This window comes from Sphingomonas sp. Leaf230 (genome assembly GCF_001421745.1).
Classification (GTDB): Bacteria; Pseudomonadota; Alphaproteobacteria; order Sphingomonadales; family Sphingomonadaceae; genus Sphingomonas.
Window position 1 is genome coordinate 48914 of record NZ_LMKW01000009.1, and the last position, 26731, is coordinate 75644.

The window sequence follows — 26731 nt, forward strand, 5'->3', positions numbered from 1 at the left end:
CTTCTCTAACCGTGCTCGATACTCCCGTTCCAGCGCGCGCCGGTCCTACGCGACAGGCATCGGCACTCGCGGGCGTGGGGGTGGATATTCGTATGGCGGCGGCAACTGCCCATGCAGCGGCTCGAACATCTGCGTCGGACCGAGGGGCGGAAGGTACTGCATCACCAGCGGCGGCAACAAGCGATACGGCCTTTGAGCATGAGCCGATCGCACACGGTTTACGCTACTCCCAAGCCGGGCCGAGCCGTAACGCGGGCTGGTAGCCGATCGTGAGCAATCGCATGATGGCGATAGCGATCGCAGGCATGCTGTCGTTGGGTACGCTGATCGGCTTATCGGTGCCAAGGGAAGCCGCCCGACCCGACCTGATCAAGGCGAAGGACGCGGTGAACTTCTCCATATGCCACATGGGTGGTGGGACGAACTGCGTCGTTGACGGCGACACGGCTTGGATCGAAGGGATCAAGGTTCGGATCGCAGACATCGATGCGCCGGAAACACATCCTCCCCGATGCGATTATGAAGCCGAGCTCGGAGAACGGGCGACGAAGCGCCTGGCGGAACTGATGAGCGCAGGTCCGTTCGAAATGAAGTCCGTCGATCGGGACGAGGACCGGTATGGGCGGCGACTTCGTGTTCTAATCCGCGATGGTCATTCCCTTGGAGATCAGCTCGTCTCGGAAGGAATGGCACGGACGTGGGAGGGCCGTCGTCGCCCATGGTGCTGATGGCGAATGCCTACTTGATACGATTGGTATGCCGAGCTCGCCCGTGACTTGGGAGGGGTAAACCCGCACGAACCAGAGCAGAAGCGGCCGCATCATTCGGACCACACCTTGTCGAACCGGTTCAAATTCCCATCAGCGACGGACATCTGCGTCCGCTCAGGACCGCAAGATAGGATGTTGGGCCAACAGGATCCCGCTCCTCAGTCCTTCGTCAGCTTTCGCGTGCGGACGGTTGTGAGGAGCTTGCGCTCCCCCAGAACGCGCTCGACCTCTTCCGCGTAGGCGATGAGTAATGAGGCAAGTTTACCGCTTTGAGTGGCGAGCCAGAAGTCCCGATCAACATCTCGAGCCATCGGAAAGAATCTGTCGTTCGGCCCGAAATACTTCCAGACAGGCCAGCCTGCTGTCCCTGCCTTCGCGCCCATCAGTTCCTTGAGCACAGGTTTGACGTTCCGCGGCAGGCTCCGATTATCCAAGCTACGGACCCCGTAGAAAAGGCCGCCGTGGTCATTCTTGTCGAACTGAATTCCGAAGCCAATGGACGCGTGCGGACTGAGTCCAATCACCAAGCTGGAGTATTTCGTTCTACCGAGGTCGTCCCGGAGGACTCGCCAGCCGCGTTTGGATCGAACTGCCGCGCCGACCTTCTCGGTCAGCAGCGCCATCAGTTGCTCATGTACCGTCGCTTCGGCTTCGAAAAGTGCGAGCGCTGCTTCGAGCTTGTTCTGGGAACCGCAGATATCCGACGCTAGCGCGATGGCCTCCTTGACGTCACTCACGCCGCCAAATTCCTTCCTAATATGTTTCAGGATAGCATCGAGCATGAAGCCGACAGACGGCGCTCGACAGAGTTCGAGGCAGCTCTCCAACCACGCGGTCAAAGCGTCGTATCCTCGAATTTTCAGAGAGCCGTCAGCCACCGCTACATCGAGCGCCGACGTCTTTATGCTTCTGGCCGACGGCCCTTCGCCCGTTCCGGAGAGGTAGAGCACACAGTACTCATCGAGCCGGCGGGTGGCGAGGTCGGACAGGTATCGTCGAACTTGGCCTTCTTGGTCGATCGCTTTGGGCTTGTTCTCGATCGCCAGGGTGCGGTTGCCTACCCTCACGAGGATGTCGACGTACCCGCTACGTCCACTTGCACTCGTCGGCGCTTCGATCATGACCTTTGCGGCATCTACGTCCGTACGCCATGCGTCGTCGAGATCGAGCCACCGCGTGAACGCGCTTAGAAAGCGCGAGCCCTGTGCGTGGGACCCATGAGGATCAAGGAGCCAAGCGATGATCCTCGAGAGACCACGCTCGCGCGTGTCCAGAAACTCTAGCGGGAAGAAATCCGGAGCGGTGGTTTCCGCACCGGCTAACTTGGTCTTCTGCCGGGCCATCACGATCTCTGCGATCTCTGCGAGAAGGACGGACGGCGGCATCGCGGAACATGTTACCGGACGTTTTTCGACATTCAAGAGCCGAAGGAGATCCATGCTCGCGGACTTCTGACCAGCGTTGGGATTGGCCATTCGCCGAGAATGGGGGAACGCATATCCAGTTCGTCACATTCCCGACGGATGGGATGCGCGCGACGGCCACCGGTGCGCCCGAGGATGCCGGGAAGGAATGGGCTACCCGTCTTCCCGGTCTTGCGGACACGTTCAAGGAGCAGTCGCATATGCACACGACTGCTACGCTCGATTACGGGATGATCGTCTCTGGAGAGCTATGGTTCGACCTCGACGACGGCAAATCAGTGCATCTGCATCCAGGAGACGTCGTCGTGCAGCAGGGAACGCGGCATGGCTGGAGCAATCATGGTACTGTTCCCGCCACGATCGTCTTCTTCATCGTAGGAGCGCCGCTTGCCCGGTGAAGGAGCAAGTCGGGATGCAAAGCGCTGGTCGGTTTATCGGAAGGCACCATGGAAAGTGTTTAGTCAGACTGAACGCTTGCGGGTGTTTAGTGGTCGGTGGCGGCCAAGGCCGGCTGGCGGCTGTTGAGAATATGTTGCGTTTTGTTCAGTTCGGAATGCAGGATGCTCGGACGTCCCCCGGGGCTTATGACAGACTATCCGCTTCAGAAAGATCCGCTCGCGGGCCCAAGCATCCTTAGGTTTCGATGAGGAAACGGCGAAACAACGTCGGATAAGTTCGCTCGGTCCTGATATGGTCGGGCGTACCGATCCTTTCGGCAAGCTCGGCAGCACCAGCACCAGTCGTCGCCACCGGCAGTAAGGCGGCATTCGGATGGGTTTGGGCAAACAGCGCCGCCTCGTCTTGGATACCCTCCATACCGCCAATGAACACGGCTGCCTTGAACGGACGGCTGGTGATCATCGCTTCGCGCATTGCCCGATGACTGGCTACGAGGTCAGTGCCAACGGCATCGATCATCCGGATATCGGAGAAATGAGCATTTTCCCGCGGCAGCACGGCGGCGTGTAGTTTGCTCTGGAAGATCGTCAGACGGTCGGGGTCGAGACCAGCCTCCCGAACATACATTGCCAGTAACGGTGTGATAGTCGGATGCCCGCCATGAGTGATGCGGCCCACCGGAAGCACGATCTCGACCAGCGCTTTGACCGACTCGCGAATTGCCAACAGGTCCGCGGTCTCGAAAAATCGTCGGTCGCGCCCTGGGAGGGGAATGCTGGATGAAAGCAGGACGTCGATCATCGGCTTAATATCCTGAGCTCGGCATCGATTGACGCAAGCTGTACGGTTCGCGCCGGGAGATAGTCACCCAACCACCCGAGATGCGTAAGCCAAGACGCCAGCAACCCGCGGCTGTCGTACAGAACCCAAATGCCACCGGTCCCGCTTCCGACAAGTGAAATCGCATGGAAAATCTTGTTGATACCAGGTGCGCCCGGTACCCCGACCATCGGTACCACTGCCAGAGTTTTGTTAGGCGCGAGTTCGATTTCGATCCAGCGTTCAGGTTGCAGTACCGGCGTGAATCCACGGTCGCGGGCGTTGTCGCAAAACGAATCAATAAGATAGTTGTGGCGGGCCGCCATAGCTCTAGCGCGCAAGGTCTCGGCCTTGTCACATATGGCTGCGAGCGCCGCATCGCCGAGAAGAGCGGCGGTATCGAATGGCGGTGGCGCAGCGAAATCCACGTCGTCTAGGCTGTGGAAATAACTGAAAGCCGAGGTAGGGTCTTCGGCCTGGCCCGGCCACAGCACGTGCAGGATCTGAATATTGGTAAGGTTGGCTCGAGCCATTTCGTCGACCGTCCAGCGGCTGTTCCGAAAATGCTCGGTGTCGATCAGGACCACGACATCGCTGTCGGATAACCGGTGCCAGAGCTCGGCTTGAAAATCGATAGCCGGCGGCACGGTGCGCGTATCGATGAACACGTCAAATCCACGAGCGTCGAATGCGTCGTACAGTTGATCGGCGACGGCCTTGGAATCGATGCGGCGATAACTGATGAATAAGCGGCGTTCTTGGCGCAGCAGTCGAAAATTTTCGAGTATCAGCGATACGACGCGGTCGATGTTCTGGTTTGGTGCCTGTACCTCGAGCGCGTTGACGTGGCGCAGCTTCGGCGGGATCTCATCCCAGACACGGTCGAGGTCGGAAACGCAGGTGATTATGACAATTGAATCGTCGAGCAGCGCTTGCAGGGACGGATGCCCGGCATCGTCGGCGCCCGCATAGCCTAGGAACAAAGCAGTCGCCGGCAATGCGGTATCCCGCACTGATGCATCACATTCCTTGATGACCCGTATCGTCTCCGCCGCGATGCCGAGCTCGCCCAAGCGCTTAAATAGTCGGTCGAGAATGACATCGACCCGGCTATCGATTTCAGCGAGCAGCTGCAGCTGGTAGACGGGCGCGGCGGTCATGCGTGCTCGGACAATGGTGTAGAGTCGCTTGTCAGTTTGCGGTCGGCCGCGGCTGATGCCGCCTTGTCTATCCAATTGGCGAGATTGGCGGCACCGTCATCCACGACCCAGTCATAGGATGAATAAAGCTTGCTGAGCGGCATGAGTTCATCGCCAGCCTCCACTTGCCAAGCCTCAAGCGGATTGGGCGCAGGCAATCCTAGCTGTCCGTTCAGATCCGGAAGCCGGTGCATATCGATTGCGATAATGCCTAGTCCTAATTCGTGACTGCGGAGAATTTCGAAATCAATTTCCGCGTGTAGGTCTGTTTCAGCGCCATAAAGAATCAAAATCGCCGACGCGCTGAGCAACTGATTGTCGATGAAAGTTTCTATCGCGCTTGGGCCTTCATGTCTTAGCGCGTCCCAGGATAATTTGTCGAGGTGCGGCACTTCAGCGAAAGTTTCGTGGTTGCCTAAGGCGGTACGGACCTGAGCTGCCCGCCAGCTATCGATATCGTGGCTAATGCTGATGTAAATCTTGCGGCGTAAGATTTCCCCGCTCTGACGCGTCAGGTCGCGGACGAAAGCTTCTATTCGCTCGCGATGCTCGTGTGGCTTGCCCAACTGGAGCCACTGTTCCGCCAGCTCGCGTAGGCGCTGTTTGAGGTCAAGGCGTCCATTGTCCAGAAAGTCAGCCAGCACATCGGGCCAGATGCGCATAGTGACGCGCCCTTGCAGCAGCCATTCGTAGGCGACGGCGTCCAACGAGTGCGGGACCGACTTGCGGCGTAGTATCGACCATACTTCATACCAACCGCTGAACCTCGCACCATCGCCATGAAGCCATTCGAGAGCGATCGTCGGGAAGAATTGATGGTCGGGGAAGCGATTCAAGACCTTCGAAAGGACCATCATCCAGTGTCGACTCCGGTGTGACGACGTCATTAACCACTCCTCGATCTGAACGAGCGCCCATGGCCGGTGATCCGGGTCTTCAGAGACCAAAAGCATCACGCCGCCAAGATCTGGAAGTCGCATCAGGTGTTCGCGTCGCTGTTCAAAAAGGGAGATTAGCGCATGGCGCTCACTTTGATGGCCTTCGATCCACATTGCGCGCCACATGCGCACCCAGCCGTCACGCGGACCGGTCCGACCATTACTCGCGAAGACATGATCCTCTGTGTGGAGATAGTGGTAGGCGACCGAGATCAAGTCGGCTTCGGGAAAATGCCTGCCATCCCAAAGCCGCTGCCAGACTATCGCCCAATGCATGCCTGGATGCTGCAATTCCTCAAGCCAGCGAAGGGCTAGCCGCGCGATCGACGGCTGCGATGGAAGGCAGATCTGTTCAAGGACATTCTGCCGGCGTTTTCGTAGCAACAGAAAACCAAACAGCTTGCCTGCTTCGTACCGCTGAGAGTTGCCGTCTTGGAGCCATTCGATGGCCGCTTCGAACAACGCACCTTGGGGCCCAAATTGACGCCAAGCTTTGGAAAATTCACCGATCCAGTCGCGGGACTGTGCCTGCCTTAGCTCGCGCAAGGCCGCAGCAAGGCGATCGACTTCCGGGTCCGGCACCTCGCTCGTACGTCGCCGAATTGAAATCTCGCGGGCTCTCCAGCGCATTCCGTGCGCCGGGTCGCCGAATCGGTGTGCGGCGACGTCGATTGCGCGCGCCAGCCCTGCACTGTCGCCGCGGAACTCCATGACCTCGGTCGCAAAGAAAGCGTCCGATCCGTCGTCTGCAAAAGAGTAATTTGCGAGCAGGCTGCGGATCTCGGCCGCAGTTCCACTGTGCAGCTTACCCTTGCCGTCGACGAAGCCGATGACGCCGTCACCGCCGACCCCCACTTCCATCACCGGAATCGTTCCGGCGTACGTCTCGAAGATGCTTGGATCGAAGCGCAGAAACGATCCGATACAGTGCTGCTCGTCAAGCTCCTGTACAAAGCGTGCCGTACTGTCCGGCGCGCCGAAAAAAGGAATGACGAAGGTCGGTCGTGACGGTCCCGGATAGAGGAACCCGCACATCGCAGCACTCATCACAGCCAGCCTCGAGACTGATAGAAATCGAGGACCTTCTGGTAGATCGTTCCGTAATAATGTTTGAGACTGAGCGAACTAATTGAATAGGTGATCGCCTCAGCCCCCCAGCGCGTCTCGATCGCTTCGCGCACCTCCACACTGTCGAGATAGACGGCCGGTAATATGACCGCGAGCGGCTTGGCAACAGTTAGATCGACATGCTGATCGCTTTGCACCTCTATGGTCAGGCGGCGGTCGTCGAACTGATCGGCATCGCGATTGTCGCCCGCGAGGCGATGCACTGCCATGATCTCGGCATCGAGCGGCCCCAAGCTGAATTCTTCCACAAAGGCGTCTTCCGCCTTCGGCTTTAAATTGAAATAAGCCTTCGCGCTGCCGAAATAGGCGCCGATGATCCGCGCTGGCGCATCGATCACATCGCCAGTGTCGAACTCGCTGAGATCCATCATGGAAATGTAGTTTGGGTAGCGTTTCCCATGGTGCGCGCCGCTGTCGAATGGAAAGACCCGTTTGATACCCTTAATAGACGCATATTCAAAAATGAAGCAGCAGGGGAGCTCCCAATCGGCGGCTTGGGCGTCGCTGCTTTCGCTCTTGTAAGCGGGGCGGCCAACGAAGAAATAATTCAACTTTTCGCCGGCAAAAACATCACAGTCGACTGCGTCGATGCTGTCGTTTGGACGGATCGATTTGATCAATCGATAAGCAGAAACCGACTGAACCAGCGGCAAGGTCGTCGATGCTTCGACTGAATTGCGTCTCAGAAAATCCGCTAGACTTGGCATTCTTTCCCCCTGGCGGAAATTGTGGCGAAACTTTTCGACCGACGCAAACCACCTTTGCGCAGTAGAATCGCGCTGGTGCCCGCTACGGCCTGACGTCGACAACGCCAAGAGGGTGGATACGAAAACCCGAAAGTCGAGCTATTGCTGGCCCCGAAACTTTCTGTAGAAAACCCGTCTCGTCGAACGTTTTTCGCGCAGGTGAAGCCCTTATGCTCAGCCGGCAGACATGCTCCCGAACGTCTTGCCTAAGCCCGACGAAATGATTCTTCGCTTGAAATGTGAGCGGCCGCTCGAGCCGAGCTCAGATCCGCGAGCGCGCTGCCGACTGACGTGAGAACGGCGCTAACGACCTTATTCAACCGATATTTCCGCTATGGTGTGGTGTCCCGAACAAGTCTCTAGGCAACGGATCAGTTTTGCATGAACTTGGCAAAGGCGTCGCGCCAATCGGCATGCCAGCGGGACAGGGCCGGACGGTTTTCGATCAGGTCTCCCGCCGCCCACGCTATACGCTTCGCGTCCTGTTCGGACGTCGTCTCGTTGTCCGGGCACAGGATGTAGAAGTCGCCCGCTGCCACGCGGTCCATCATCAGTGCCACGACCTGTTCGGGTGTCCAAGCACCAGCCGGTTTTTCCGCCAGCCGGCCAGCCGTCATCCCGGTCCAGGTGAACCCCGGCACAAGCAGATGGGCGCTGACCCGACTTCCGGTGCGTTCGCGCAAACTGTGCGCAAGGCCTTCGGTCAGCGCTTTCACCCCGGCCTTGCTGACGTTGTAGGCGGTGTTGCCGGGAGGCTGCGTGATGCCCTGTTTGGAGCCGGTGTTGATGACGAGGGCAGGGGCCTCGCCTTCGGCCATGCCCGGGACGAAGGCCTGTACGCCGTGGATCACGCCCATCAGGTTGACGCCGAGCACCTCGTCCCACTTCGCGGGGTCGGCAAAGACGTCACCGCCCGTGCCAATGCCGGCGTTGTTCATGAGCACCGAGACGGGACCGTGACGGTCGACCACGTCCTTTGCCAGCGCGGCCACCGCGGCACGATCCGCGACGTCGGCGGACAGCGCAACCGCGCCGTCCATCGAGGCTGCGGCCTGCTCTAGCTCCTCACCGGGACGGTCGACCAGAACCACCCGCATGCCCGCGGCGGCAAAGGCGCGCGCAGCGGCCAATCCAATGCCGCCAGCCGCACCCGTGACGACCGCAATCTTGCCCGGTGCGATCGCCCCGAAAGATGGCACGCTCACGCGTCGATGCTCGCCATCGATGCGTCTGGATAGCGTGTTCCCTGCGCCGCGCCGGGCGGAAGAATGTCGTTGATGCGGCCGAGGTCGGCATCGCTCAGCACCACGTCGAGCGCGCCCAGATTCTCCTCGAGATACTTGCGACGCTTGGTACCCGGGATCGGCACTATATCCTCGCCCTGGCGCAATACCCATGCAAGCGCCAACTGAGCGGGCGTGCAGCCCTTCTCGCCCGCCATCGCGCCGATCGCGGCGACGAGGTCGAGGTTCTTCTGGAACGCCGCGCCCTGAAAGCGGGGGTGGTTGCGGCGCGTGTCGCCCGCATTTAGATCGTTGGGTTTCTTGAACTGCCCGGTCAGAAAGCCGCGGCCGAGCGGGCTGTATGGCACGAAACCGATCCCCAGTTCGCGGACCGTCGGCAGTATCTGGTCCTCGACGTCGCGGCTCCACAGCGAATATTCGGTCTGCAGTGCGGTGATCGGATGCACGGCATGCGCCCGGCGGATCGTCGCGGGGGCAGCTTCGGACAGGCCCAGATACTTGACCTTACCCGCGCGGACGAGATCGGCCATCGCGCCGACGGTCTCCTCGATCGGCACGTCGGGATCGACGCGATGCTGGTAGTAGAGATCGATGACATCGAGCCCGGTGCGCTTCAGGCTCGCGTCGCAGGCCGACCGCACGTAGTCGGGGCGACCGTTGATGCCCTTGAAGCTGCCGTCCGCGCCGCGGACGTTGCCGAATTTGGTCGCGACCACGATCCACTCGCGCCGCTCGCGTACGACGCGGCCGACCAGCTCTTCGTTGGCGCCGACGCCGTACATGTCGGCGGTGTCGAGGAACGTCACGCCGAGATCGAGCGCGCGATTGATCGTCGCAACCGACTCCGCCTCGTCGCGACTCCCGTAGAAGTCGGACATGCCCATGCAGCCAAGACCCAGCGCGGAGACTTCGAGGCCTTGTCGGCCCAGCTTGCGGCTTTCCATCAGATCAGTCCTTGTTGGCTGGCAATATGATTGGCGGTTGAAGGGCTACGGTCTGCGGGATCGCGAAGGTTCGTCCCAAACGTCGGCGGCCGTGAGCAGGACTGGGGGCTCCCCGCCCAGCCGGCTGACGAACTCCCGCCGCGCGATACGGTGTATGTCGGACTCGAATTCCCCATACGTCTCGATCGCGGTATCGCTGTCGATGCCGTCAAGGTCCGGGTCGACGAACTCCGCCAACGCCTCGCTCGTGATCAGGAACTCGACCATGCCGAGGTCGGTGTGACCGAGGAACAGCACGCCATTGCGCTCGGCGAGCCATTCATAGTCGCCCGGCTCGAAGCGAACGCTCGCAGACGCCATGGCTCAGCCCTCGTCGTTCGCGCTGGGCAACCGCTCGGCGAGCGCGGCGATACCGTCACAGGCCAGCGTCGCATGCGCCGCACCGTCGATGTGCAAGGGACGCTCCGGCGTAAGCACGGCAGCGTCGCGATGCTCGGGATCGAGCGTCATCCACGTACGGACAGCGCCCTCCAGGCTGGTCACCTCGGCGAGGTCCGCGTCCCCACGCGGCACGTTCTCCAGCGCAGCACTCATCCACCAGTCGATGTCCGGCGTCTTCGCATCGTCGCCCCAGGTTGCTTCCGTCATGCAGGTACCTCGTCATTGCCGGCGATGCGGCTTCCTGCCCGTTCAAGCGCTCATATTCCAAAGCTGGTTCCGTTTGGAACGTGCGATGGGAGGAGTTCCGACGAAATCCTGCGGATGCGCTAGGCATACGTCGGACTTTGAACTCGTTTGCCCGAGCTTCCCGCCTCAAACCGATATCAGAGTGGTTCCATGCACCTTCGGGGCTGAATGCCGCCGTTGCGTCCTTCACGAGCGTGACGTGATAGCCCAACTCCATGCCGTAGCGTCCGGTCGACTCGATGCACGTGTTGGCGATGAAACCGACGAGGATGATCTTCTCTATCCGGTGCTGCTTAAGCTGCATGTCGAGGTCGGTCGTTGCGAACCCGCTCTGCGCCCAATGCTCCTGGATGATCACGTCGCCTTTCTGCGGTCCGAATTCCTTGTTGAACTCGCCACCCCATGTGCCGACTTCGAACATCTTACCTGCTTGGGCTGGGTCTGCATCGACGTCATCTGCCGCCAATGGTCGTGATCGCCCTCATGCGAGCGATGGTGCGGGACGATGAATACCTGCATGCCCGCAGATCGTACGGCCGGTATCAGCTTGCGCAGATTATCGAACATTCCGGAGGCTTCGGCGGTCGGCCTGATTGCTTCATACGCTTTGCCGCCAGGCGTCATGAAGTCGCTGTAGGGATCGACCATGAGGAGGGCAGTTGTGCCTGAGGCATAGATCTTGTCGGTCACGGCATGTTCCTTTCTCAAATCGGTAGAAGAGGGCTTCGCGCGGACGCTGTGGCCGGACGCGGCTTGTGCCCATCCGGGCAGAACGAGAGCGGCGGCACAGAGTGGCGCCAGCGACAACAGGTGGCGGCGATCGAGCGGGGTCATCGTCCGGCGTGACGGACCGAGCGACATTCCGTCAGCTCGGGCTTGCTTCTACCGGGTGGTGAAACGCCGTGTGGGGAAAGAGGCTGACGTTCCTTCGCAACGGCGTGTTTGCCGTCACTTCAATATATGAAGTCACTAATGATGGCCGGCAAGGTCACTTTCAAAATAAAAGCCAGGCATGCCGGGCGAGGCCTTGCCAGGGAAAGCACGAGCGCCACATTCAGAGGTGAAAGGAGTTTCGAGATGAGTTGGGACGCAGTTTCCGATACCGTCTGCCCGATCGCGCGCTCACTCTCCGTGGTGGGAGATCGCTGGACGATGCTCATCCTGCGGGAACTGGTGATGGGGGTTCGGCGGTTCGATGAAATTCAGGCTCAGACCGGGATGTCGTCCAACCTGCTATCGGTCCGTTTGAAGAGGCTCGAGACCGACGGTGTCATCGAACGTCGCGCCTACAGCGAACGCCCTAAACGATACGAGTACTACGCGACCGAGAAGGGAAAGGAACTGGACCCGATCCTTCTGCTACTTCGGTCTTGGGGAACGAAATGGGGCGGTTACGCTGAAGACGAGGATCTGGCATCCGAACTCGTGCACAAGGAAACGGGAGAGCGGGTTCATCCTGAGTGGCGACCACCAGCCAATGGAAACCCGTTCTCGTTCGATGACGTGGACGCGACGCTCAGCCCAGCGTTCGAGGCGGAACGGGCAGCTCGACGAACGGCGTTCCAAAACGGAAAACGCTCCGTGGCGCGGGGCGCGCAGTAGCCTCACTGGTCGATGTACCGACCCCCGAACGTCACGCTACTGCGATGACGGAGGATGAACGCGTCCTCGGTGACGTTCGCGCTGGCGATGACGGCGCCACTGGTCCGAAGGGCTGGGTGATCCATGATGGCGGCTAGCGGGCGCCCCTTGCATCCGATAGCCAATGAGGCCGGGTAGGCACCGTGCAACGTCAGCTGGCCGTCATCATATCGACCTTGGTCGCATTCGATGGATGTCCGCAGCACGCCTTCGATCCAGCTTAGAGTATTGAGGCATCCCCATCGTCTGAACTGCAGTTCGCCGCGAGGGTCGCCGATGCGGGCGGCGCGCGCGGCGAGCAAGGTTGCAGACGGTTCGAGGTCTGCGGCGTTAATCAGTGCCAGTGAAACGTCCGTAATCGAACCGATGGAACCCGAGGCTTGTAGATCTCCGAGAAGCGTCGTCCTGCGGCGCTGCGTTCGGCCGTGAAGGCGCTGATGATCCCGTATGTCAGCATTGGTCCAGACGGGCTCGGACGGACTCGGCGAGTAAGATAGCGAGTCGTCTAGTAGCGTAGTCACCACCGTGTAGTGACGGAGAGGAAGCCGATCGGCGGGTTCAGCCGACGGGATTGGGGCCATGCGCAGCCAGAGCGGAACACATCCGGCGCCGATCCGCGCCGCGGTCTTCTCCAACGCCCCACGCAGTGCGACTTCGCGTCGAGCAACGGTCCGACGGTTCCGTACGGCAGCCTCGACGTGCTGCATCACCTCACTGACGGTTCGAGTGAGTGATGCCGGTCCATTGGCAAACGCGCACACCTCGACGGCGATCGGCAATATGAAATCTGCCAGATCGACGTCGATTGTCAGGCATTCCCGTTCGTTCGGTCCGGTTATGGCTACGCGCACATCCTTCGCGGCAGGTGCCGTCACCCTTTCTTGGCGCAGTCGCTCAGCCTGGAGTTCCAGGTTTGCCACAAGCTGACGAACATCGTTGGCGGGCACCGCGACGTCTCCGACGCGGAGTGCCGATCTGCCATCCCAAGGGATGCCAGACCAATCGATCATATTCCGCTGCCACCTGATCGGTGACGCCCGAATGCTCGTCGCGAGCGATAGTATGTCGGACGTCCGCCTACGCCACCATAGCTGATCGGTGGTCATGTCAGCTCGAGCGCTGTCGACGGTCGCTCCGTTCATGGTCGGCCCTTTCATTGGACGCCGTCGGACCACCGATGTCATCGAGGGGCGCGTTCAGCATTGATACGTCGGCACCAAGACGGCGAGACGGCAAGAGACGATCGCCACTCATCGCTCGCCACTGGGTACCGCTCGTCTTCACCCTGTTTGCGAGGCTCGCGGACGAATGGCCTGTTGGCGATTGCCCGAGACGGAGGTGGATCAGGCGGCATTGGGCATTGCCTCTGCGTCGTGATGCGTTCGGGGGATCGCGACGCTTCGTATCGCGTGATACAGCTCCAATGCGCCGTCCCGCGCTTCGACTTTCGTCACTAGGAGGTCTTCGCCGGCAAGGGCGACATGATCTAGAAAATTCCGCATCAGTTTGCCTTCGGCCTGGGCGATGATCGAGGGCGGATAATCCCCCCAAATCGTGAGGCAGTCACGATAGTAGTGCCCTCCGGGAAAGCTCAACGACAGCAGCAGGTGGCCATCTTCGTAGTGCAGCGATTCCGAAGTCTTGCCGCGTTCGAAATGGATGCGGTTCCGATGATCAGCCAAGGCGGAGGAGATCGCCGATTCGAGCGTCTCACCGGGATCGAGTCCCTTGTCCGCGATGAAGGCGAGAGCCGTCTGACTGATGAGACCGACCGAATTGGTTGCTTGCAGACCCTGAAGGACCGTAGCTCGCGCAGCGTGCTTCTGGGCGTAGTAGGTTCGATGGTCGCGGACCTCCTGAACCGTGTGAATGCGCTCGGATCCGGTCGGGGCCCACAAGAGGGTTTCGTTGATCGTCGCGAACAGTACGACGTAGCCCACGTCGAGTAGATGCCTCGGATCGTCGTAGTAGGGAACATGCCCTAAACGCAGCCATAATGGAGCTGCTCCGTGGCCGATTTCGGCTGCCGTCTCCTCCAACGCACGACGCATGCCTGATTCACGTCGGACGACGCCGGCACGCGTCGCATCCGCCCCCTTCAGGAACTCAAGCATCTGACCGGCAACGGTTGCCATCGATGGGGCACGTTTTCCGATCGGTTGGCTCCCGTTAATGGCGAGGGGTAGAATGAAATCCACGAAATCAAAGTCAATGATCAGCAACGTGCTCGAGGCAATGCGGCAGATGCGGACGCTGGATGATGTCGGCATGGCAATCCGATCAGTCGGTAGAGCCCTCAGACCGCTGCGAAGATTGTCGAGCAGTTTGTCTATGTCCCGCGCCTTCAGATCCTTGCCCCAAGGGACTTCGCCCACGACGACATCCGAACTGCCGTCCCAAGCTTCGCCAACACACTCTATGCGACTGACGTTGCCCTGCGTTGCCGAGGGCGGAAGCGAGCCGACCCAGCGATGGACGTCTGCGGCCTCAAGCCGCCAGTATGGACGATCATCTGCGAGGGTCGCGACGATCTCGATTCCGTTGAGTTTCTCATACATGTCCGTCTTGCCCTTCAACTTTTCCCACAACTGACGCCGATACGATTCCGACATTCAGTAAGGCATCTGAACGTGAGGATTTGGTAACGACGGCGGCCGGCCATCCATCGTGGCCAACGAAAAGCATCGGAGAATGAAGACTTACGAACGTCTGGACCTCAACGGGTTACTTCCCAGTGAGCCATTGATCGAGAGGCACCCCTGTATTTGCCTTGTGGTCCAGTACCATCCATAGCGGCTCTGTACGGTCCGTCATCGATCCCCAAACGATGCGTCGATACAGTCCAAGGTATTCCCAAGATGCCCAGGTCATGTCGTAGGCATCGTCGGAGGATGGGAAGAGCGCGATCTCGTCCAGCGTCTTGTACCCGTCCGCGATGCCCAATTCCCAAGGGACCCACCGGCTGTCTTTGCTGTTCTTACTCGTGAGAAGTACGAATCGATGCGATTGTCGTACGCGGGTCTTGAGCAGGCTTGCGGTGACGGCGCTGGTGTAGGGCGGCATCTCGGGATCGATCTCATCGACGTAGACGCGCGCGCCGTGCCCTTCGAGCACCAACGTGGCACCTACTACGAGGTCGTCGTCCTTGCTGGAATGCGAAAGGAAGGTGGCGCCTGACGGCGGGCGGTTTGCGGCGGCGCGTCGGAATGCGACTTGCTCCGCTGGCGATCGAGAGGCGGCGTAACCACGCAGTTCGGACCGGGTAATGAAGCGCGCGATGCTATCCTCCGTTCACTCGTTCGTCAGCTGCCGCGGATCCGACGGACGAGCGTATCGCGATTGAAGACATTCGCGGCAAGCGATCCCGTTCGACCATCCTGTCGATGTGGAGGTCCTTGGCCGCTCATGGCATGAGAATTCGAATAGCAGATCGAAGAGAATGTGTACCGCCGAAGCGTCTTGGCTTCGACACGTTCGATGGGCTCGGTAAACCTTCCGAACGTCCTCGCCGAGCAGGGATGCTTGTAATACCGCGCCGTCGTAAATGTGGAGCACGCCGATCAACCGCTCGGTCCGGAAACGGTAGCCGTCATAGAGAAGTGGGAACGCCGCGACGATCTGCGGGCGCACAGTGCGGCCGCTCACATGAAGGATTTCGGCGATGCGATCCGTGACGTGTTGATCGATCGACGAGTTCACGTCCTGTCGGACGTCTGACGCGACCAATCGCTCAATTTCGCCGTAATGGCGGCTGTGGGACCATAGATAGGCCTGAGCCTGCTTTTGAACGCTCGCGATAACCCAATCGGCGTGAATGCAGTTACAACGAGTGGGCTGAACTTCCAACAGCGCTAGGACTGGAGGCGGAGGCCTGGAACGTGATTTAGCATGACGTCACGTTCCGTCAGCCGTCGAATGGAATGCGACAACAGCCTCGTTGTCGTCGACCGTTGTCGATATGGATGGTTGCACGATGACGAGCCCCTCACACCGCATGCCGTTTACGGTCATTCCAGGTCTCATGACCCCGCCGGATGCGGTCCCCGATCGCCTGCCGGTGCGGACGCGCGATCACGCTCTGCCCTTCGGTGAACTCAGCTGGGAGAACTTCGAGAGACTATGTCATCGCTTGGCGTCGACCGATGCGAATGTCGAGCATTCCGCACGGTACGGGCTGCAGGGGGAGGCTCAGGAGGGGATCGACATATATGCCAGGAGATCCGACGGATCCTACCATTGCCTGCAAGCGAAACGGCACAAGTCGTTCGGTGCCGCCAAGGTAAAGGCGGCGGTCGCGATTTTCCTCGCCGGCTCATGGGTCGACCGGTCCTCAAAGTTCACCCTTGTTGTCCAGGCAGGGCTCGGCTCGACTGCAGTGCAGGAGGAGATCGAGCGGCAGGCGGCACGCCTCAAGGCGCGTGGCATCACTTTCAAAGTGCTGGACGGAGAGCAGCTGACGCACGCCCTTCGGGCTTTTCCCGTAATCGTCGATGACTTCTTCGGACGGCCTTGGGTCGAGGCAGTGCTTGGTCCCGAGGCTGCGGCTGCTTTGGGTGTTCGGCTCGACGGCACCGAATTCTCGAAACTGCGTCATCAGATGGCTCGCGTCTACGATGCGCAGTTTCAGTTATTCGATCCCGGCAGTTTCGGCTCGGTTGCGCCAGAGGAGACAGGTCGTGCCCTGACGCTACTCGAGCGGTTCCTGAAGCCCGACATTTCGGTGAAGGAGACGGCTTCTCTCTCGGAACGTCCCGACCCCGCACTGGGAACCGGTGATGGGACTGGAGGAGCGGGAGGACCAAGCCAACGTCGCATGACGGACCTCAACCAGTCGAACATCGGCGCCGAGCGCGTGCGCAATCGCCGCGTCCCGTTATCGGAGTGGCTGACCGGCGAAGAACGGCTCGTCGTCATGGGCGATGCCGGTTCTGGGAAAAGCACGATCCTGCGCGCGATCGCCCTCGATCTGCTTAATACCAACACATGCTTTCCGGAATTGGGGGAGCGGTGGGGCTCCCATGTGCCGATATTCATCTCCTTCGCGCGCTGGGCGGCGGAGACGGCGCGGGCCGGCGCGCAGGTGGGAATAAAGGAGATAGTCCGCCTATCCCTTCGGCCGGTCCTCACTTTGGGCATCGACGATTTCATAGAACGGGCGATCGACGAGCGGCGTGTTCTTCTGCTCGTCGACGGACTGGACGAGTGGAACGCCGAGCAGGCGGCACGTACCACGTTGAACACGCTGATCACGACCGTGGAGGCGCACGACATCTCCGTCGTCGTTACCGGCCGTCCCAGAGGGCTCGAACGGATCGGAACTCTCCCGGCTGCATGGAAGCGGGGATCCGTGGCTCCCCTTTCGAACCCTCAGCAAGCCGCGATCGCTGCGACGTGGTTCGAACGGCATGCGCCGGTTTCCGCCGGTGGGTCCGCCGTCAACGGTGCCTTGCGCAACAAGCAGTTCATGGCTGAACTTGCGAGGGACACGGGCTTGGCGGTGTTGGCCGGGACTCCGCTACTGTTGATCGGCTTGGTTACTCTCGCCCTTCGCGGTCAGATTCTGCCGCGAACGAAGATCGAGGTCTACGACCAGCTGGTGCGGATCCTCCTCGAGGTTCATCCGGTCAGCCGCGCTAATGCCGCCGGAGATATCCAACCGCGCTTACGGCATGTCGAGGATCCCCTACAGCGACGGGCCGCCATCGCCCGGCTCGCCTTCGAGATCCGTCAATCGCCGGGAGGAGCTGGCGTGGCGGAACCGCAGGCACGAGCCCTGCTCCGCGAATATTTCGCGTCGCCTCCCGGGTGCGGCCTTCCGATTGCGACGGCCGCCGGTGCCGCGGCGGAAATCCTTTCCGTTAATGCGGAGACGCAAGGCCTCCTTCTTGAGAAGGCGCCCGGCCAGATCGGCTTCGTGCATGCCAGCTTTGAAGAGTACCTTGCCGCCGAGCACGTTGCCGGACGACCTTTTTCCGAAATTTGCGACTTCGTTCGTGAGCATTCGGGTGAAGCCCGCTGGCGCAACGTGCTTTCCGATCTGCTCGCCGGCCTTCATCGGCGTGACGAATTTGATCGTCTCGTCTCGGTGATCGAGGAGCCTGCAACAGACGAGGTCGCTGGGATACAGAGGTTGGCCTTGCTCGGAGAAATCGCGTTCGGAGCGACGACGCGTTCTCCAGCGACTACCAGACGGCTAGCTCACGCGACGTTCGGCCGGATCGAGGGATCTGATTATCTGCCAGAGCGGCAGGATGCCTTGCGTACGGTCCTGAAGGGGCTTGGGGAGCCGACGTTTACCTCCGAGATCGGGAAGCGCATCGGTAATTGGGCACCCGCCCGGTCCACCTACCTCTACCCGCTTGTCACCCAGCTTGGCCAATGGAAGTCGAGCCCGACGCTGTCGGATGCGCTTCTGCGGGCACTGCACGACGAGGATGATGGTATGCGACGAGCTGCCGCGAAAGCTTACGCCAGGGCCTTCGCAGGCTCGGCGGATGCCATGTCCGTGCTCGTGAAGTGTCTCGCAGCGTCCCGCAACCTGGACGCTTCAGTCGCAATGCTCGAGGCATTGGTGCTCGGGTGGCCCACAGACGCAGAGACCACCGCGCTGGCGGACGATGCGGTGTCTTCTGCAAGTGCGGAGCTGAGGCTCCTTGGATCGTTCGGGCGGGCCGAAAGTGGCCGTGCGACTGACGCCGACCGGTGGGTGGCGTTTCGGGCTCAGCTATTCTGGAGCGACGTTTCTCACTCCTACCGCGCAATGGCCGGGGAGATGCTGCTTAAATACTGGCCGAACGACGATGAATTGATGGCGGGAGCGCTTGCCAGAGCAAGTGGCGACTTCAAATCGCCTTGGGAATATGATCTTGCGTTCAGTTACGTTCTCGACTGCTCGACCGATCGTCCCGAGATTCGTTCCTTCATCAAACGTGAGCTTGGTAAGGAACGGCCTTTCAACGTCATGCACTGGGGCCGCGTCTGGTCCGACGTTGGGCGTTTCGCGCTGTTGGACCCGGACATCCGCGCCGCCGCCAACGCTCACTGGGCCGACCCGAAACACCGTATAATCGGAATGCACAAGCTCGCGGATTACGCCGAGGTAGTGCCGGACGATGAGATAGCTACAATCCTGCTCGAGGGTCTCAGAGGCGACAGATCCATGGATCGATACTGGTCGCTGGATGCGCTGCTACGTGGATGGGGACGGGAACACCCGCTTGTCGGGTCTGCGATTTCGGAGCTGCTCGCACTGCCGGACGAACGGCTGCTCGACCTGGTCGCGTTGCTCCCGAAGATCATCGCGGATCCGGGCGAGGCGCGTGACAGGGTGCTGAGTGTCGCGAAGCAGTCTGATGTTCGCCGAGACATGCTTGCTACAGCTTTGGAGGCGCTGGGTTGCGACTACCGCGACGACGAGGCGGTCGATGCAATTCTGAGTGACGGCGACTACGGGCGTGCAGCTTACGATCATGTCGATGTGCTTTTTCGAACGTTCGCCAAGCACCCGCGAGTGCGCGCTCTCGCCTTAAGCCGGTTGGGAGGGCTTGAGCCACCTTTATCGTCTCTCGCCAGGGGATACGGTGACGACCCGGAGATCGCAGCTACCCTATTGGGCATCGCAACGCCGCTCCCTACCGAGCTCCGATCCCTGATGGTGGAAGCTGCGACGACGGGATCCGCCGGTACCACGCTGGAGTCCCTTTTGGAGAATGGACCGCTCGAGGCCGACGCGGACCTGCGGATCCGCGTGACCACGACGCGCCTGGGATCTCTGACGGATCCGGCCGTGATCGATCGGGCGAAGGACGAACTCTTACTCGAGATGAATGCGGTCGGCAGCGATCATAGCGTGCGGCGTAGCGTCGCGCTTGCGGGGCTCATCACGCTTGGGCACCTGACCCCAATCGTGGACATGCCGGACTACAATGGGCGGTTGCAGCTCGAGGCGGGTGGCTGGTTCGACAAAACGCCTTCATTGGAGCGGCTCATCTGCGAAAAGTACGATCTGCTGCTCGATGCATTCGGTGAAGAGCTCGCTGGCCGGTTTGCCAACGGAGACCACGGAAGTCGCCTCAACGAAATACTCGCGTCTTCGCCGTCGGCATCACCTGCCGCTCGTGCGGCGTTTCTCCGGTCTGCGGAGTCCGGAACAATGCCACCGACACCCGCGGCGTTGCGTTCCCTTGCCGCCGAACGACCGCGGAGCGGACTGCTGCTCGATTGTTGCATGCAGGCACTTGCCAAGCCTCCAGGCGACAACAACGGTGCGATGGTATGCGGCGAAATCGCGCTGATACTCGCCGCCGAATTCCCGACGGACCAGTCGTTGCTCGCCAGGCTTGAGGAAGCCTACGTCAGGGCGCCCTTCGAGCCGAACGCGGTCGCGCTCGCGGTTTATGCCCCGCACTCGGAAGCCCTGCCGCTGCCACGACATCCGGACGAGCTCCATGATTTCGGGGCATGGACTGCGGCCATGCATGCTGTTGGCGCTCGGGCGGATGCCGACACCTTTACGACTTTCCTCGACGCGATGATCCTGCGCAGCGGACACACTCAATTCGACGCGCAACGGATCACGAACATGGCTGTCGTGCGGCGTGTGCAGTGTGACGTCGACGTCGAGGATCGATTGGTCAAGCGGCTTGGAGAAGACGCTCATCCCAGCGTCATCGGAAGCTATGCGAGGTACCTCGCCGCGTCAGGCAGACTCGGAACCCAGGTGCGATCCACAATCGGAGACGTGCTGGCCGATGCGACGCGCGTTCAACGTCTCGTCACGGCGGGCTACGATGCGATTGGCGACCGCTGGCGGGCTCTGCGTGCCACTTTGCTCGACGCGTTGCGCGCCGACATCGACTAGAATTTTCGAGTATCCAAGTTAGCGCAGCGACTCCGATCTCTGCGGCCGTGATGTCGGGCGGGGAAATGAAGCGGCTGCGTGTCGGACAATCCAAGTACCCGTTCCTGCTCGTTCGTGCCCCGGTGAGAACGACGGCACATTCGGGCTAACGCGCTCCGCGGGCAATCAATAGGTCAGCTAACGGACCCGTTCAAATTCGATCGCTGGCTTTCAGAGGCGTCTGCGCCTCATTGAGAGCAAGACCTTCGGGGCATGTGTCCCGAGGTTTGCGAGGATTTGAATGGGGTATCGGACTCGCCAGTGTCTGCGCGTTACCGTTGATCCACCGTTTGCGTCCGACAGGTCGCCGTGGCGCTAGGGATGGATCAACGTCCCGAGTTCCCGCCCTTGCGGCGTCTAAAGCACAGCATATCTGATAATCATAATATAATGGCTGAGGTTCCATATGACTGATACCGTAATCGCGGGCTACGTCCGGACGCCGTTCACGTTCGCCCGGAAAGGGGCGTTGAAGGATTTCAGACCTGACGATCTTGCGGCCATCGCGTTGAAGGCCCTTGTCGACCGGACCGGTATAGATCCGAGCCTGATCGAAGACGTGATCATGGGATGCGCGTACGCCGAAGGTGCGCAAGGCAATAACATTGCGCGCATCGCCTCGCTGCTCGCAGGACTGTCGATCGAGGTCGGCGGCGCGACGATCAACCGCTTCTGCGGTTCGTCGATGTACGCCATCCATGCGATCGCGGGCCAGATCGCGATCGGTTCCGGAGAGGCATTTATCGCAGGCGGCGTCGAGAGCATGTCGATGGTGCCGCAGGGAGGCTTCAATCCTTCACCCAAACCCTGCATCACGGCGAACAGATAGCGATCCAGCGCTTCCGGCTCCAGATCGTCGGGGAGTTCGCCAGCGTTTTTGGCTACTTCGAACCGCTGAACAACCGCTGCTTCCGACGATGCCCTGCGAGCAAGGACGTGGGCCTTGATCGATTCGGCTTCCGCGCCACACGCCGATGCCGCGATGACCCCGAGGCAACCTTTGGGATTGCAGGTGCTCGTCTGGATTTCCAAAGCGCCGCGTAGCAGTCGCTCGGCGACGGCACGCGCCGTCGGCGCCGACAAAGCGGATGTCATGTAGGCGAGCTTTTCCCGTTCGTAGAGATCGAGGGCCTTGTTGAAGAGCGCCTCCTTGTTGCCGAACGCAGAGTACAGACTTGGTTTCGTGATACCCATCGCTGCCGTCAGATCGGCCATTGACGACGCCTCGTACCCGTTGCGTCAGAAGACGCCGAGTGCGGCTGCGAGAGCAGTATCGAAATTGAATTCACGAGGCCGGCCGACGGCTGGGGAACTAAGGCAACCCATTTTCATACCGAACGGTATAGTGCATCTTCCGTCGCGTTGCACGTCCAAAATCAGGGCATGTGTCTGATTGGCATATCCTTCTCGGTATCGGACACGATGGGGTGCTCGACCGCGATGGAACCGCTTTTTACAAACTTCCCTTCGCCCTGCCTCAATACGGCGAGCCCGGGGTTTCGTTCGGGTAGCGACTTCTGCGGGTCATGTGAGCCGAGCAAGCTCGGTCAGATGCGCCGCGTCCCCCGGCAACCAGGATACCGGCTGCATCCCCAGAATGCATTACCGGCATTCGGACCCCGTCGTGCCGTCCGCCTAACCATGCTCGAGCCGCAACTTGGACATTGGAGGGAGGCAGACGTTGGGGTGCTCTTTGCTATGGCCGACGCGGAGGTGGTCGACGTCGTGGTTGCCTTCTGCCCGAACTGGTGCGGGCGAGGTATGCCGATAGGACGGGGGAAGATCGGTTGCGTCGAAGATCCGATCTGCGGGATCTGAGTGGCCGCTGGCACCGCCCGGCCCAGATGCACGAGGTCCGCCTCTGCCTGCGTTCTCGTTCGCCAGAGTGCCGCGAGCTCAGGTGATGGAACCTGCTGCTCTGCAACTACGTCGGCCGCCAACTTGGCTAACCGGGTGGGGCCGGCCTCAAGCTGGTTCCTGAGTTTGCCTGCTTTGGCAGTGATGTCGGCGCGTATAAAGGCGGCGCGTTGTACGTCAGCCGCATTGGGTTTCGGATCATAGCGGAAGCGTCCCTCAAGACGGCGGCGCCATTCGAGCAGCGGTTGGCTGTTGATCGGACCGAAACCAGGCACCCTGAGAAGCCTGGTCGAGCCGACTTCCGCGGCTGTTTCAATGCCGTAGGAAGCCAGCGTGGCGATCTTGCCGGCTCCGATGCCTTTGAAGTGCGTGCGGCGGATCTGGAACTGTTCGAGCCAGGCCCTGAGTTGGGCGGCGCGCCTGGTTCCTTCATCTACGGCAAGACGTTGGCGTTCCTCGGTCGCGAGCGCCTCGTACTGCGATCTGGCCTCCGCCAATTCAGCCTTCAGGGCGTCGAACCGGGCAGGGCCTCTGGTCGAGCGCCACTGGCCCAAGGCCTGTGCCCATGCCTGATCAGCTTTCTGAAAGCCGCCGGTGAAACTTCTTTCGTCTCCATGCCCGAGAAGCTGCGCGAACCCAAACCACGCGACTGCGGCCCAAGCTGGCCAGATCATCGCGGCCACGTAGATTATTGCGGCAGCGGCGGCCAACGACACCAGCCCCACCAGCTTTCTTTGAACCCTCGCATTCTTGGCGGCTTTCGCCCCCACGCTTGGACCTGAGTCCTGAGTCGCCATGGTTGGCTTCGTGGCCGGTGGTGGTGGCGTGACGCGATCAATCGTCCGCCAGACCGCCAATAAGTCGAAGGCATCGGTCCAGTTCGCGGTTGAGGGAGCTTCGCCGACGGCAAGCGGCGGTGGCACGAATAGTTCGATACCCAACTCGTCGCGCATGCGACACCAAGGGCACGGCCCTGCGATGGCCGGAAAGTGGTGGATCGGATCGCGTCCGCAGGGACGAAGTTGCTTCTGCAACCCGGTCAATAGGTTGACCCAGACTGCGGCACTCGGCCGGCCCGCCCGCCCGGTAGCGGAAAAGGACTGTTCGAATGCCGATCCCATCTCCTTCGGGAGGAAGTCGAGCGCTGGGACCGAAGGGGGAGGGCTCATGTCCCGACTGTCGAGCGAGCTGTAGGCGAAACGGTGTTCGCTGATCGCTCGCTCGAGCTGCATGTCTCCTTCTTTGTACGTGCCGCTGAAAGGGTGCCGTCCCATCCAAAGCAGCTGGAAGATCACCACCGCCAATGCGAATGTGTCGTGGTCCTGCGTCCGGATCACGTCCTTGAGCGGCCGATTCTGTATTTCAGGAGCGGTATATTCGGGCTTGCCCACCTCGCACGCGAAGCGGCGGCCGCCGTGCTCGACCTGAAATGAGTCCGCGTCGATGAGGGCGACGACGCCCTTTTCCGTGATCAGAACGCCGGATTCGTTGACGTCGCCGATCACGCATCCGGCTTCATGGACGGAGGCCATCGCCTTGGCGACGTTGAGGGCGACGTGAACAAGGAAGCGGAAGTCGGCGGCGGGGAAGTGGCGCTTGCGTGCGATCGGCTTGTACAGCTGATAGAGAGGCTTCGCCTTGGCAATTCGGCGCATGAGGAAGCCAGCGAAGCGGCCGCCAGGATCCAATACCAGTGCGGTCGGATAGGCGACGAAACGAGATCCCTCGGACAGTGCCGCGTCCAGCATGGCCTTCACTTTGGATTCCCGGTCGGGTGCCTTGCCACCCGTGTAGAGCTTGGCGACCAGTCCGTCGTCTCCGCGAACAGCCCAGACGTCGCCTTCGCCGCCGCGGCCTACCAGTTCACCTAGGGGAAGCGGTGATCGGTTGGCGCTCAGAACCGTAGGTGGGGTCATGCGCGCCGGGCCAGTACGATCGTCTTGTCGTCATCTGTTCTGGAGCAGACGCTCTGCGAAGCGAGATAACTGCGCAGCATTGCACTGACGTCCGGTGATCGACCGGTCGTGGTGCGGGCAGCCAGGGGCCGCATCATCCCCTCGAAGAAGGGCACGTGCACGCGTTCGTCGGCAAACGACAACGCGAGACGCTCCAAGCCGTCGGTAAGCGCGGCTATCTCGTCAACGGAGTGTCCCAATCGCGTAACGCGCAGCTTGGCACCGCCGTCGTCAGTAACGAAGAACGTGGTTCCTGCGAACTCGCCCGCATCGGGCCACGATCCGACTTGCCAACGCCCCTCGTGCCGTATGGCGGCGGCACCATCCCCGACATGCATGATGAGGGTGTCCACGGGTCCCGCGATGATGACGACGGCGGTCGCCGCGAAGTCGCGCATGGCGGCCGACTGGCTGGCCGCCACATGGGCGATCCTGTCGCGCACCCGGTCGAGTATCTGCGTCAGCGCGTCGTCGTCGAGATCACGTGCCGACCGAACCCCAGCCGCCAGCTCGGTGGCTAGGGTGCGGCATACCAGCACCGCTCCCTCTCCGCCGCGAGCTGCGCTCCCTGCACCGTCGGACGCTATCGCGATCAGTGTCCCGTCAACCTCCAGACATCGATGTGCGTCCTGACACCTGATGCCGGTGCGAAGATGGGAACTACCGATCGCCGAAGCGCATGCCCATGACCAAGGCATGGATCAACCCGCCACGGCCCACCCGTCCGGCGCGGTCGGATTAACGAGCGCGACCTGATCCGACGTCTGCGAATGCGATACCGAGCTCAGTGATGACGAAAGCCAGCTGAACAGTTCGCGGAAGGCCAGCCCTTTGAGCTTCAGCGGTGCCCGGACGGAAAGCGATCGTAGCGCGTTGAAGTCCGCGCCTTCGACGCCAACGGCGTAGAACATGAACTCCTTGCGATCCTCGCCGGTCGCGACGGCCGCCCTTGCATTCTCCACGCTGTCGGTTGGTGCGCCGTCCGTGATCACGAAAATCCATGGACGATAGTAGTTGATCCCGTTCGCGCGATACGCGCCCTTGCGCGCGCGGAGCATGGAGATGCCTTGCTCGATCGCCGCTCCCATGGGCGTTGCCCCTCCCACGGTAAGATGGGGGGCAGCGAACTGATGTGCGGAAGTGAAATCGGTAACGACGGCGACGGGACCAAACGTCACGATGGCGACCTCGACGCGGCTCGCCGCCAGCTCGTCCTGGTTGAGTTCGTCCCGAAATGCCTGGAGGCCGAGGTTCAGTTCGTCGATCGGGCGACCACCCATCGACCCTGATGTATCCAGCAGCAGAATGACCGGGCACCGCGGTTCGGGATTTTCGGCGAATTCGACGGCCGAAAACTCCGTCTGTTCAAAATCGTTCGTCATGACCCACCCCGTAACCGTCGAGTCGGATCCAATGCCACTGGCCGACCGACTATGGCGAAGAGCCTAGTTTGCGATCGACGGGCGGCAAGTCAAAAAGACCCGCTGGTGACGATGGTCCTTCGTCGAGCGGGAAATCGCTCGTGTCGAACGGGTTGTTCGAAAGGGAATCGGGATTTCGCCCGATCCCTTTGTCGACGACGAACCCATCGTAGGCGGTTCGTCGAATTGCCACTCTTCGTTCTTTCTATGCGGCAATCGAACCGTGTGGATCGAGCACGAACTTGGCCGCCATGCCCTTGTCGAATTCGTCGTAGCCCTTGGCTGCGTCTTCCAGCCTCAACACCTGCGCATTCACGATCTTCGCGATCGGCAAACGATCGTAGAGCAAGGCTTGCATGAGCTGGCGATTGTACTTCAGCACTGGCGTTTGTCCGGTATGAAGGCTGTGCGATTTAGCCCAGCCAAGGCCGAGCCGAAGGCTGAGGTTGCCGCTTTTGGCGGCTTCGTCATGCGATCCTGGATCGGCCGTGACGTAAAGGCCCGGGATGCCGATCGAGCCCGCAGCGCGTGTGATCTCCATCATCTGATTGAGCACGACAGCCGGCTGCTCGGTCCCACCGTGTCCGACCGCCTCGAACCCGACGCAATCGATCGCGGAGTCGACTTCGGGTATCCGGCGGCCGACTGGCGCCGCCGGAT

The 26731-nt window shown here is 60.9% G+C and carries 23 protein-coding genes and 2 pseudogenes; 5 read left to right on the forward strand and 20 right to left on the reverse strand.

All coding sequences use genetic code 11. From position 1 onward, the window contains the following. Positions 1-284: 284 nt before the first annotated feature. Entirely contained in the window at positions 285-728 is a 444-nt protein-coding gene (locus tag ASE82_RS09300; protein WP_335337808.1) for a thermonuclease family protein, read from the forward strand. A 200-nt stretch (positions 729-928) separates the two neighbouring features. Here the strand turns inward: ASE82_RS09300 and ASE82_RS09305 are convergent, their stop codons facing one another. Further along, a complete protein-coding gene (locus ASE82_RS09305) occupies positions 929-2209 on the reverse strand; it encodes a PDDEXK-like family protein (RefSeq protein ID WP_162236729.1) in 1281 nt (426 codons plus the stop codon). 89 nt (positions 2210-2298) lie between these two features. Between ASE82_RS09305 and ASE82_RS19705 the strand changes: the two genes are divergently transcribed. Beyond that, positions 2299-2592 (forward strand): cupin domain-containing protein, encoded by a 294-nt coding sequence (locus tag ASE82_RS19705; RefSeq protein ID WP_056062019.1) that lies wholly within the window; start codon positions 2299-2301, stop codon positions 2590-2592. A 235-nt stretch (positions 2593-2827) separates the two neighbouring features. On the opposite strand, the gene ASE82_RS09315 is transcribed toward ASE82_RS19705, so the two are convergent. The 10 genes and pseudogenes from ASE82_RS09315 to ASE82_RS09355 all read right to left on the reverse strand — a co-directional run bounded on the left by ASE82_RS09315 (position 2828) and on the right by ASE82_RS09355 (position 10988). Beyond that, a complete protein-coding gene (locus tag ASE82_RS09315; protein ID WP_056062023.1) occupies positions 2828-3394 on the reverse strand; it encodes an SLOG domain-containing protein in 567 nt (188 codons plus the stop codon). Further along, positions 3391-4572, reverse strand: a complete 1182-nt coding sequence (locus tag ASE82_RS09320) for a toll/interleukin-1 receptor domain-containing protein (protein WP_056062025.1) — start codon at positions 4570-4572, stop codon at positions 3391-3393. The genes ASE82_RS09315 and ASE82_RS09320 overlap by 4 nt, the downstream gene beginning before the upstream one ends. Beyond that, positions 4569-6596, reverse strand: a complete 2028-nt coding sequence (locus tag ASE82_RS09325) for a TIR domain-containing protein (protein WP_056062028.1) — start codon at positions 6594-6596, stop codon at positions 4569-4571. The genes ASE82_RS09320 and ASE82_RS09325 overlap by 4 nt, the downstream gene beginning before the upstream one ends. Continuing rightward, positions 6596-7384: a hypothetical protein gene (locus ASE82_RS09330; protein WP_056062031.1), complete on the reverse strand. Its 789-nt coding sequence runs from the start codon at positions 7382-7384 to the stop codon at positions 6596-6598. Before ASE82_RS09330 ends, ASE82_RS09325 begins: the two co-directional genes overlap by 1 nt. 410 nt (positions 7385-7794) lie before the next feature. Next, positions 7795-8628 carry an SDR family NAD(P)-dependent oxidoreductase gene (locus ASE82_RS09335; protein WP_056062034.1) on the reverse strand — a complete coding sequence of 278 codons (834 nt, stop codon included), beginning with the start codon at positions 8626-8628 and terminating at the stop codon, positions 7795-7797. After that, positions 8625-9611 carry an aldo/keto reductase gene (locus tag ASE82_RS09340; protein WP_056062037.1) on the reverse strand — a complete coding sequence of 329 codons (987 nt, stop codon included), beginning with the start codon at positions 9609-9611 and terminating at the stop codon, positions 8625-8627. Before ASE82_RS09340 ends, ASE82_RS09335 begins: the two co-directional genes overlap by 4 nt. Positions 9612-9656: 45 nt before the next feature. Beyond that, positions 9657-9971 carry a DUF1488 family protein gene (locus ASE82_RS09345; protein WP_056062039.1) on the reverse strand — a complete coding sequence of 105 codons (315 nt, stop codon included), beginning with the start codon at positions 9969-9971 and terminating at the stop codon, positions 9657-9659. Positions 9972-9974: 3 nt separating this feature from the next. Beyond that, the gene (locus tag ASE82_RS19710; protein WP_056062042.1) at positions 9975-10259 is read right to left on the reverse strand and encodes a hypothetical protein; all 285 of its coding nucleotides are present in this window, start codon (positions 10257-10259) and stop codon (positions 9975-9977) included. A gap of 253 nt (positions 10260-10512) precedes the next feature. Beyond that, positions 10513-10719: pseudogene (locus tag ASE82_RS20380) on the reverse strand (isochorismatase family protein); the annotation flags it as partial. Then, a complete protein-coding gene (locus ASE82_RS09355; RefSeq protein ID WP_162236733.1) occupies positions 10653-10988 on the reverse strand; it encodes an isochorismatase family protein in 336 nt (111 codons plus the stop codon). The gene ASE82_RS09355 and the pseudogene ASE82_RS20380, both read right to left, overlap by 67 nt. A gap of 285 nt (positions 10989-11273) precedes the next feature. Between ASE82_RS09355 and ASE82_RS09360 the strand changes: the two genes are divergently transcribed. Continuing rightward, positions 11274-11900, forward strand: coding sequence for a winged helix-turn-helix transcriptional regulator (locus ASE82_RS09360; protein ID WP_200910706.1), 627 nt, complete (start codon positions 11274-11276; stop codon positions 11898-11900). Positions 11901-11902: 2 nt separating this feature from the next. Here the strand turns inward: ASE82_RS09360 and ASE82_RS09365 are convergent, their stop codons facing one another. The 4 genes from ASE82_RS09365 to ASE82_RS20050 all read right to left on the reverse strand — a co-directional run bounded on the left by ASE82_RS09365 (position 11903) and on the right by ASE82_RS20050 (position 15638). After that, positions 11903-12886, reverse strand: a complete 984-nt coding sequence (locus ASE82_RS09365) for a hypothetical protein (protein WP_156348838.1) — start codon at positions 12884-12886, stop codon at positions 11903-11905. Between the two features lie 396 nt (positions 12887-13282). Next, positions 13283-14515 (reverse strand): hypothetical protein, encoded by a 1233-nt coding sequence (locus tag ASE82_RS09370; protein WP_056062050.1) that lies wholly within the window; start codon positions 14513-14515, stop codon positions 13283-13285. Between the two features lie 148 nt (positions 14516-14663). Then, entirely contained in the window at positions 14664-15218 is a 555-nt protein-coding gene (locus ASE82_RS09375) for a toll/interleukin-1 receptor domain-containing protein (RefSeq protein WP_056062053.1), read from the reverse strand. A gap of 12 nt (positions 15219-15230) precedes the next feature. Next, positions 15231-15638, reverse strand: coding sequence for a hypothetical protein (locus tag ASE82_RS20050; RefSeq protein ID WP_235524647.1), 408 nt, complete (start codon positions 15636-15638; stop codon positions 15231-15233). Between the two features lie 295 nt (positions 15639-15933). On the opposite strand from ASE82_RS20050, the gene ASE82_RS09380 reads away from it, so the two are divergent. Together ASE82_RS09380 and ASE82_RS20055 are read left to right on the forward strand one after the other, a co-directional pair. Next, positions 15934-20799: an NACHT domain-containing protein gene (locus ASE82_RS09380; RefSeq protein ID WP_056062057.1), complete on the forward strand. Its 4866-nt coding sequence runs from the start codon at positions 15934-15936 to the stop codon at positions 20797-20799. Positions 20800-21244: 445 nt separating this feature from the next. Then, entirely contained in the window at positions 21245-21667 is a 423-nt protein-coding gene (locus tag ASE82_RS20055; protein WP_235524680.1) for a hypothetical protein, read from the forward strand. Here ASE82_RS20055 and ASE82_RS20060 read toward each other — a convergent pair. From ASE82_RS20060 to ASE82_RS09405, 5 genes and pseudogenes are all read right to left on the reverse strand, one after another. Next, a pseudogene (locus tag ASE82_RS20060) lies at positions 21640-22164 on the reverse strand (TetR/AcrR family transcriptional regulator); the annotation flags it as partial. The gene ASE82_RS20055 and the pseudogene ASE82_RS20060 overlap by 28 nt on opposite strands. A gap of 221 nt (positions 22165-22385) precedes the next feature. After that, on the reverse strand, positions 22386-24611 hold the full coding sequence (locus ASE82_RS09390) for a helix-hairpin-helix domain-containing protein (RefSeq protein ID WP_082441415.1): 2226 nt from the start codon (positions 24609-24611) through the stop codon (positions 22386-22388). Beyond that, a complete protein-coding gene (locus tag ASE82_RS09395; protein WP_082441416.1) occupies positions 24608-25348 on the reverse strand; it encodes a PP2C family serine/threonine-protein phosphatase in 741 nt (246 codons plus the stop codon). The genes ASE82_RS09390 and ASE82_RS09395 overlap by 4 nt, the downstream gene beginning before the upstream one ends. Positions 25349-25351: 3 nt before the next feature. Then, a complete protein-coding gene (locus ASE82_RS09400; RefSeq protein WP_056062067.1) occupies positions 25352-26032 on the reverse strand; it encodes a vWA domain-containing protein in 681 nt (226 codons plus the stop codon). A 244-nt stretch (positions 26033-26276) separates the two neighbouring features. Next, on the reverse strand, positions 26277-26615 hold the full coding sequence (locus tag ASE82_RS09405; protein ID WP_235524648.1) for a hypothetical protein: 339 nt from the start codon (positions 26613-26615) through the stop codon (positions 26277-26279). Positions 26616-26731 lie beyond the last annotated feature (116 nt).

Excerpts from the sequence above, each read along its gene's own strand:
- ASE82_RS09300 (WP_335337808.1), top strand. The coding sequence starts at position 285 with ATGGCGATAGCGATCGCAGGCATGCTGTCGTTGGGTACGCTGATCGGC.
- ASE82_RS09305 (WP_162236729.1), bottom strand. The coding sequence starts at position 2,209 with ATGGATCTCCTTCGGCTCTTGAATGTCGAAAAACGTCCGGTAACATGT.
- ASE82_RS19705 (WP_056062019.1), top strand. The coding sequence starts at position 2,299 with ATGCGCGCGACGGCCACCGGTGCGCCCGAGGATGCCGGGAAGGAATGG.
- ASE82_RS09315 (WP_056062023.1), bottom strand. The coding sequence starts at position 3,394 with ATGATCGACGTCCTGCTTTCATCCAGCATTCCCCTCCCAGGGCGCGAC.
- ASE82_RS09320 (WP_056062025.1), bottom strand. The coding sequence starts at position 4,572 with ATGACCGCCGCGCCCGTCTACCAGCTGCAGCTGCTCGCTGAAATCGAT.
- ASE82_RS09325 (WP_056062028.1), bottom strand. The coding sequence starts at position 6,596 with ATGAGTGCTGCGATGTGCGGGTTCCTCTATCCGGGACCGTCACGACCG.
- ASE82_RS09330 (WP_056062031.1), bottom strand. The coding sequence starts at position 7,384 with ATGCCAAGTCTAGCGGATTTTCTGAGACGCAATTCAGTCGAAGCATCG.
- ASE82_RS09340 (WP_056062037.1), bottom strand. The coding sequence starts at position 9,611 with ATGGAAAGCCGCAAGCTGGGCCGACAAGGCCTCGAAGTCTCCGCGCTG.
- ASE82_RS09345 (WP_056062039.1), bottom strand. The coding sequence starts at position 9,971 with ATGGCGTCTGCGAGCGTTCGCTTCGAGCCGGGCGACTATGAATGGCTC.
- ASE82_RS19710 (WP_056062042.1), bottom strand. The coding sequence starts at position 10,259 with ATGACGGAAGCAACCTGGGGCGACGATGCGAAGACGCCGGACATCGAC.
- ASE82_RS09360 (WP_200910706.1), top strand. The coding sequence starts at position 11,274 with ATGGCCGGCAAGGTCACTTTCAAAATAAAAGCCAGGCATGCCGGGCGA.
- ASE82_RS09380 (WP_056062057.1), top strand. The coding sequence starts at position 15,934 with ATGCCGTTTACGGTCATTCCAGGTCTCATGACCCCGCCGGATGCGGTC.
- ASE82_RS20055 (WP_235524680.1), top strand. The coding sequence starts at position 21,245 with ATGACTGATACCGTAATCGCGGGCTACGTCCGGACGCCGTTCACGTTC.
- ASE82_RS09390 (WP_082441415.1), bottom strand. The coding sequence starts at position 24,611 with ATGACCCCACCTACGGTTCTGAGCGCCAACCGATCACCGCTTCCCCTA.
- ASE82_RS09395 (WP_082441416.1), bottom strand. The coding sequence starts at position 25,348 with ATGCCTTGGTCATGGGCATGCGCTTCGGCGATCGGTAGTTCCCATCTT.
- ASE82_RS09400 (WP_056062067.1), bottom strand. The coding sequence starts at position 26,032 with ATGACGAACGATTTTGAACAGACGGAGTTTTCGGCCGTCGAATTCGCC.
- ASE82_RS09405 (WP_235524648.1), bottom strand. The coding sequence starts at position 26,615 with ATGATGGAGATCACACGCGCTGCGGGCTCGATCGGCATCCCGGGCCTT.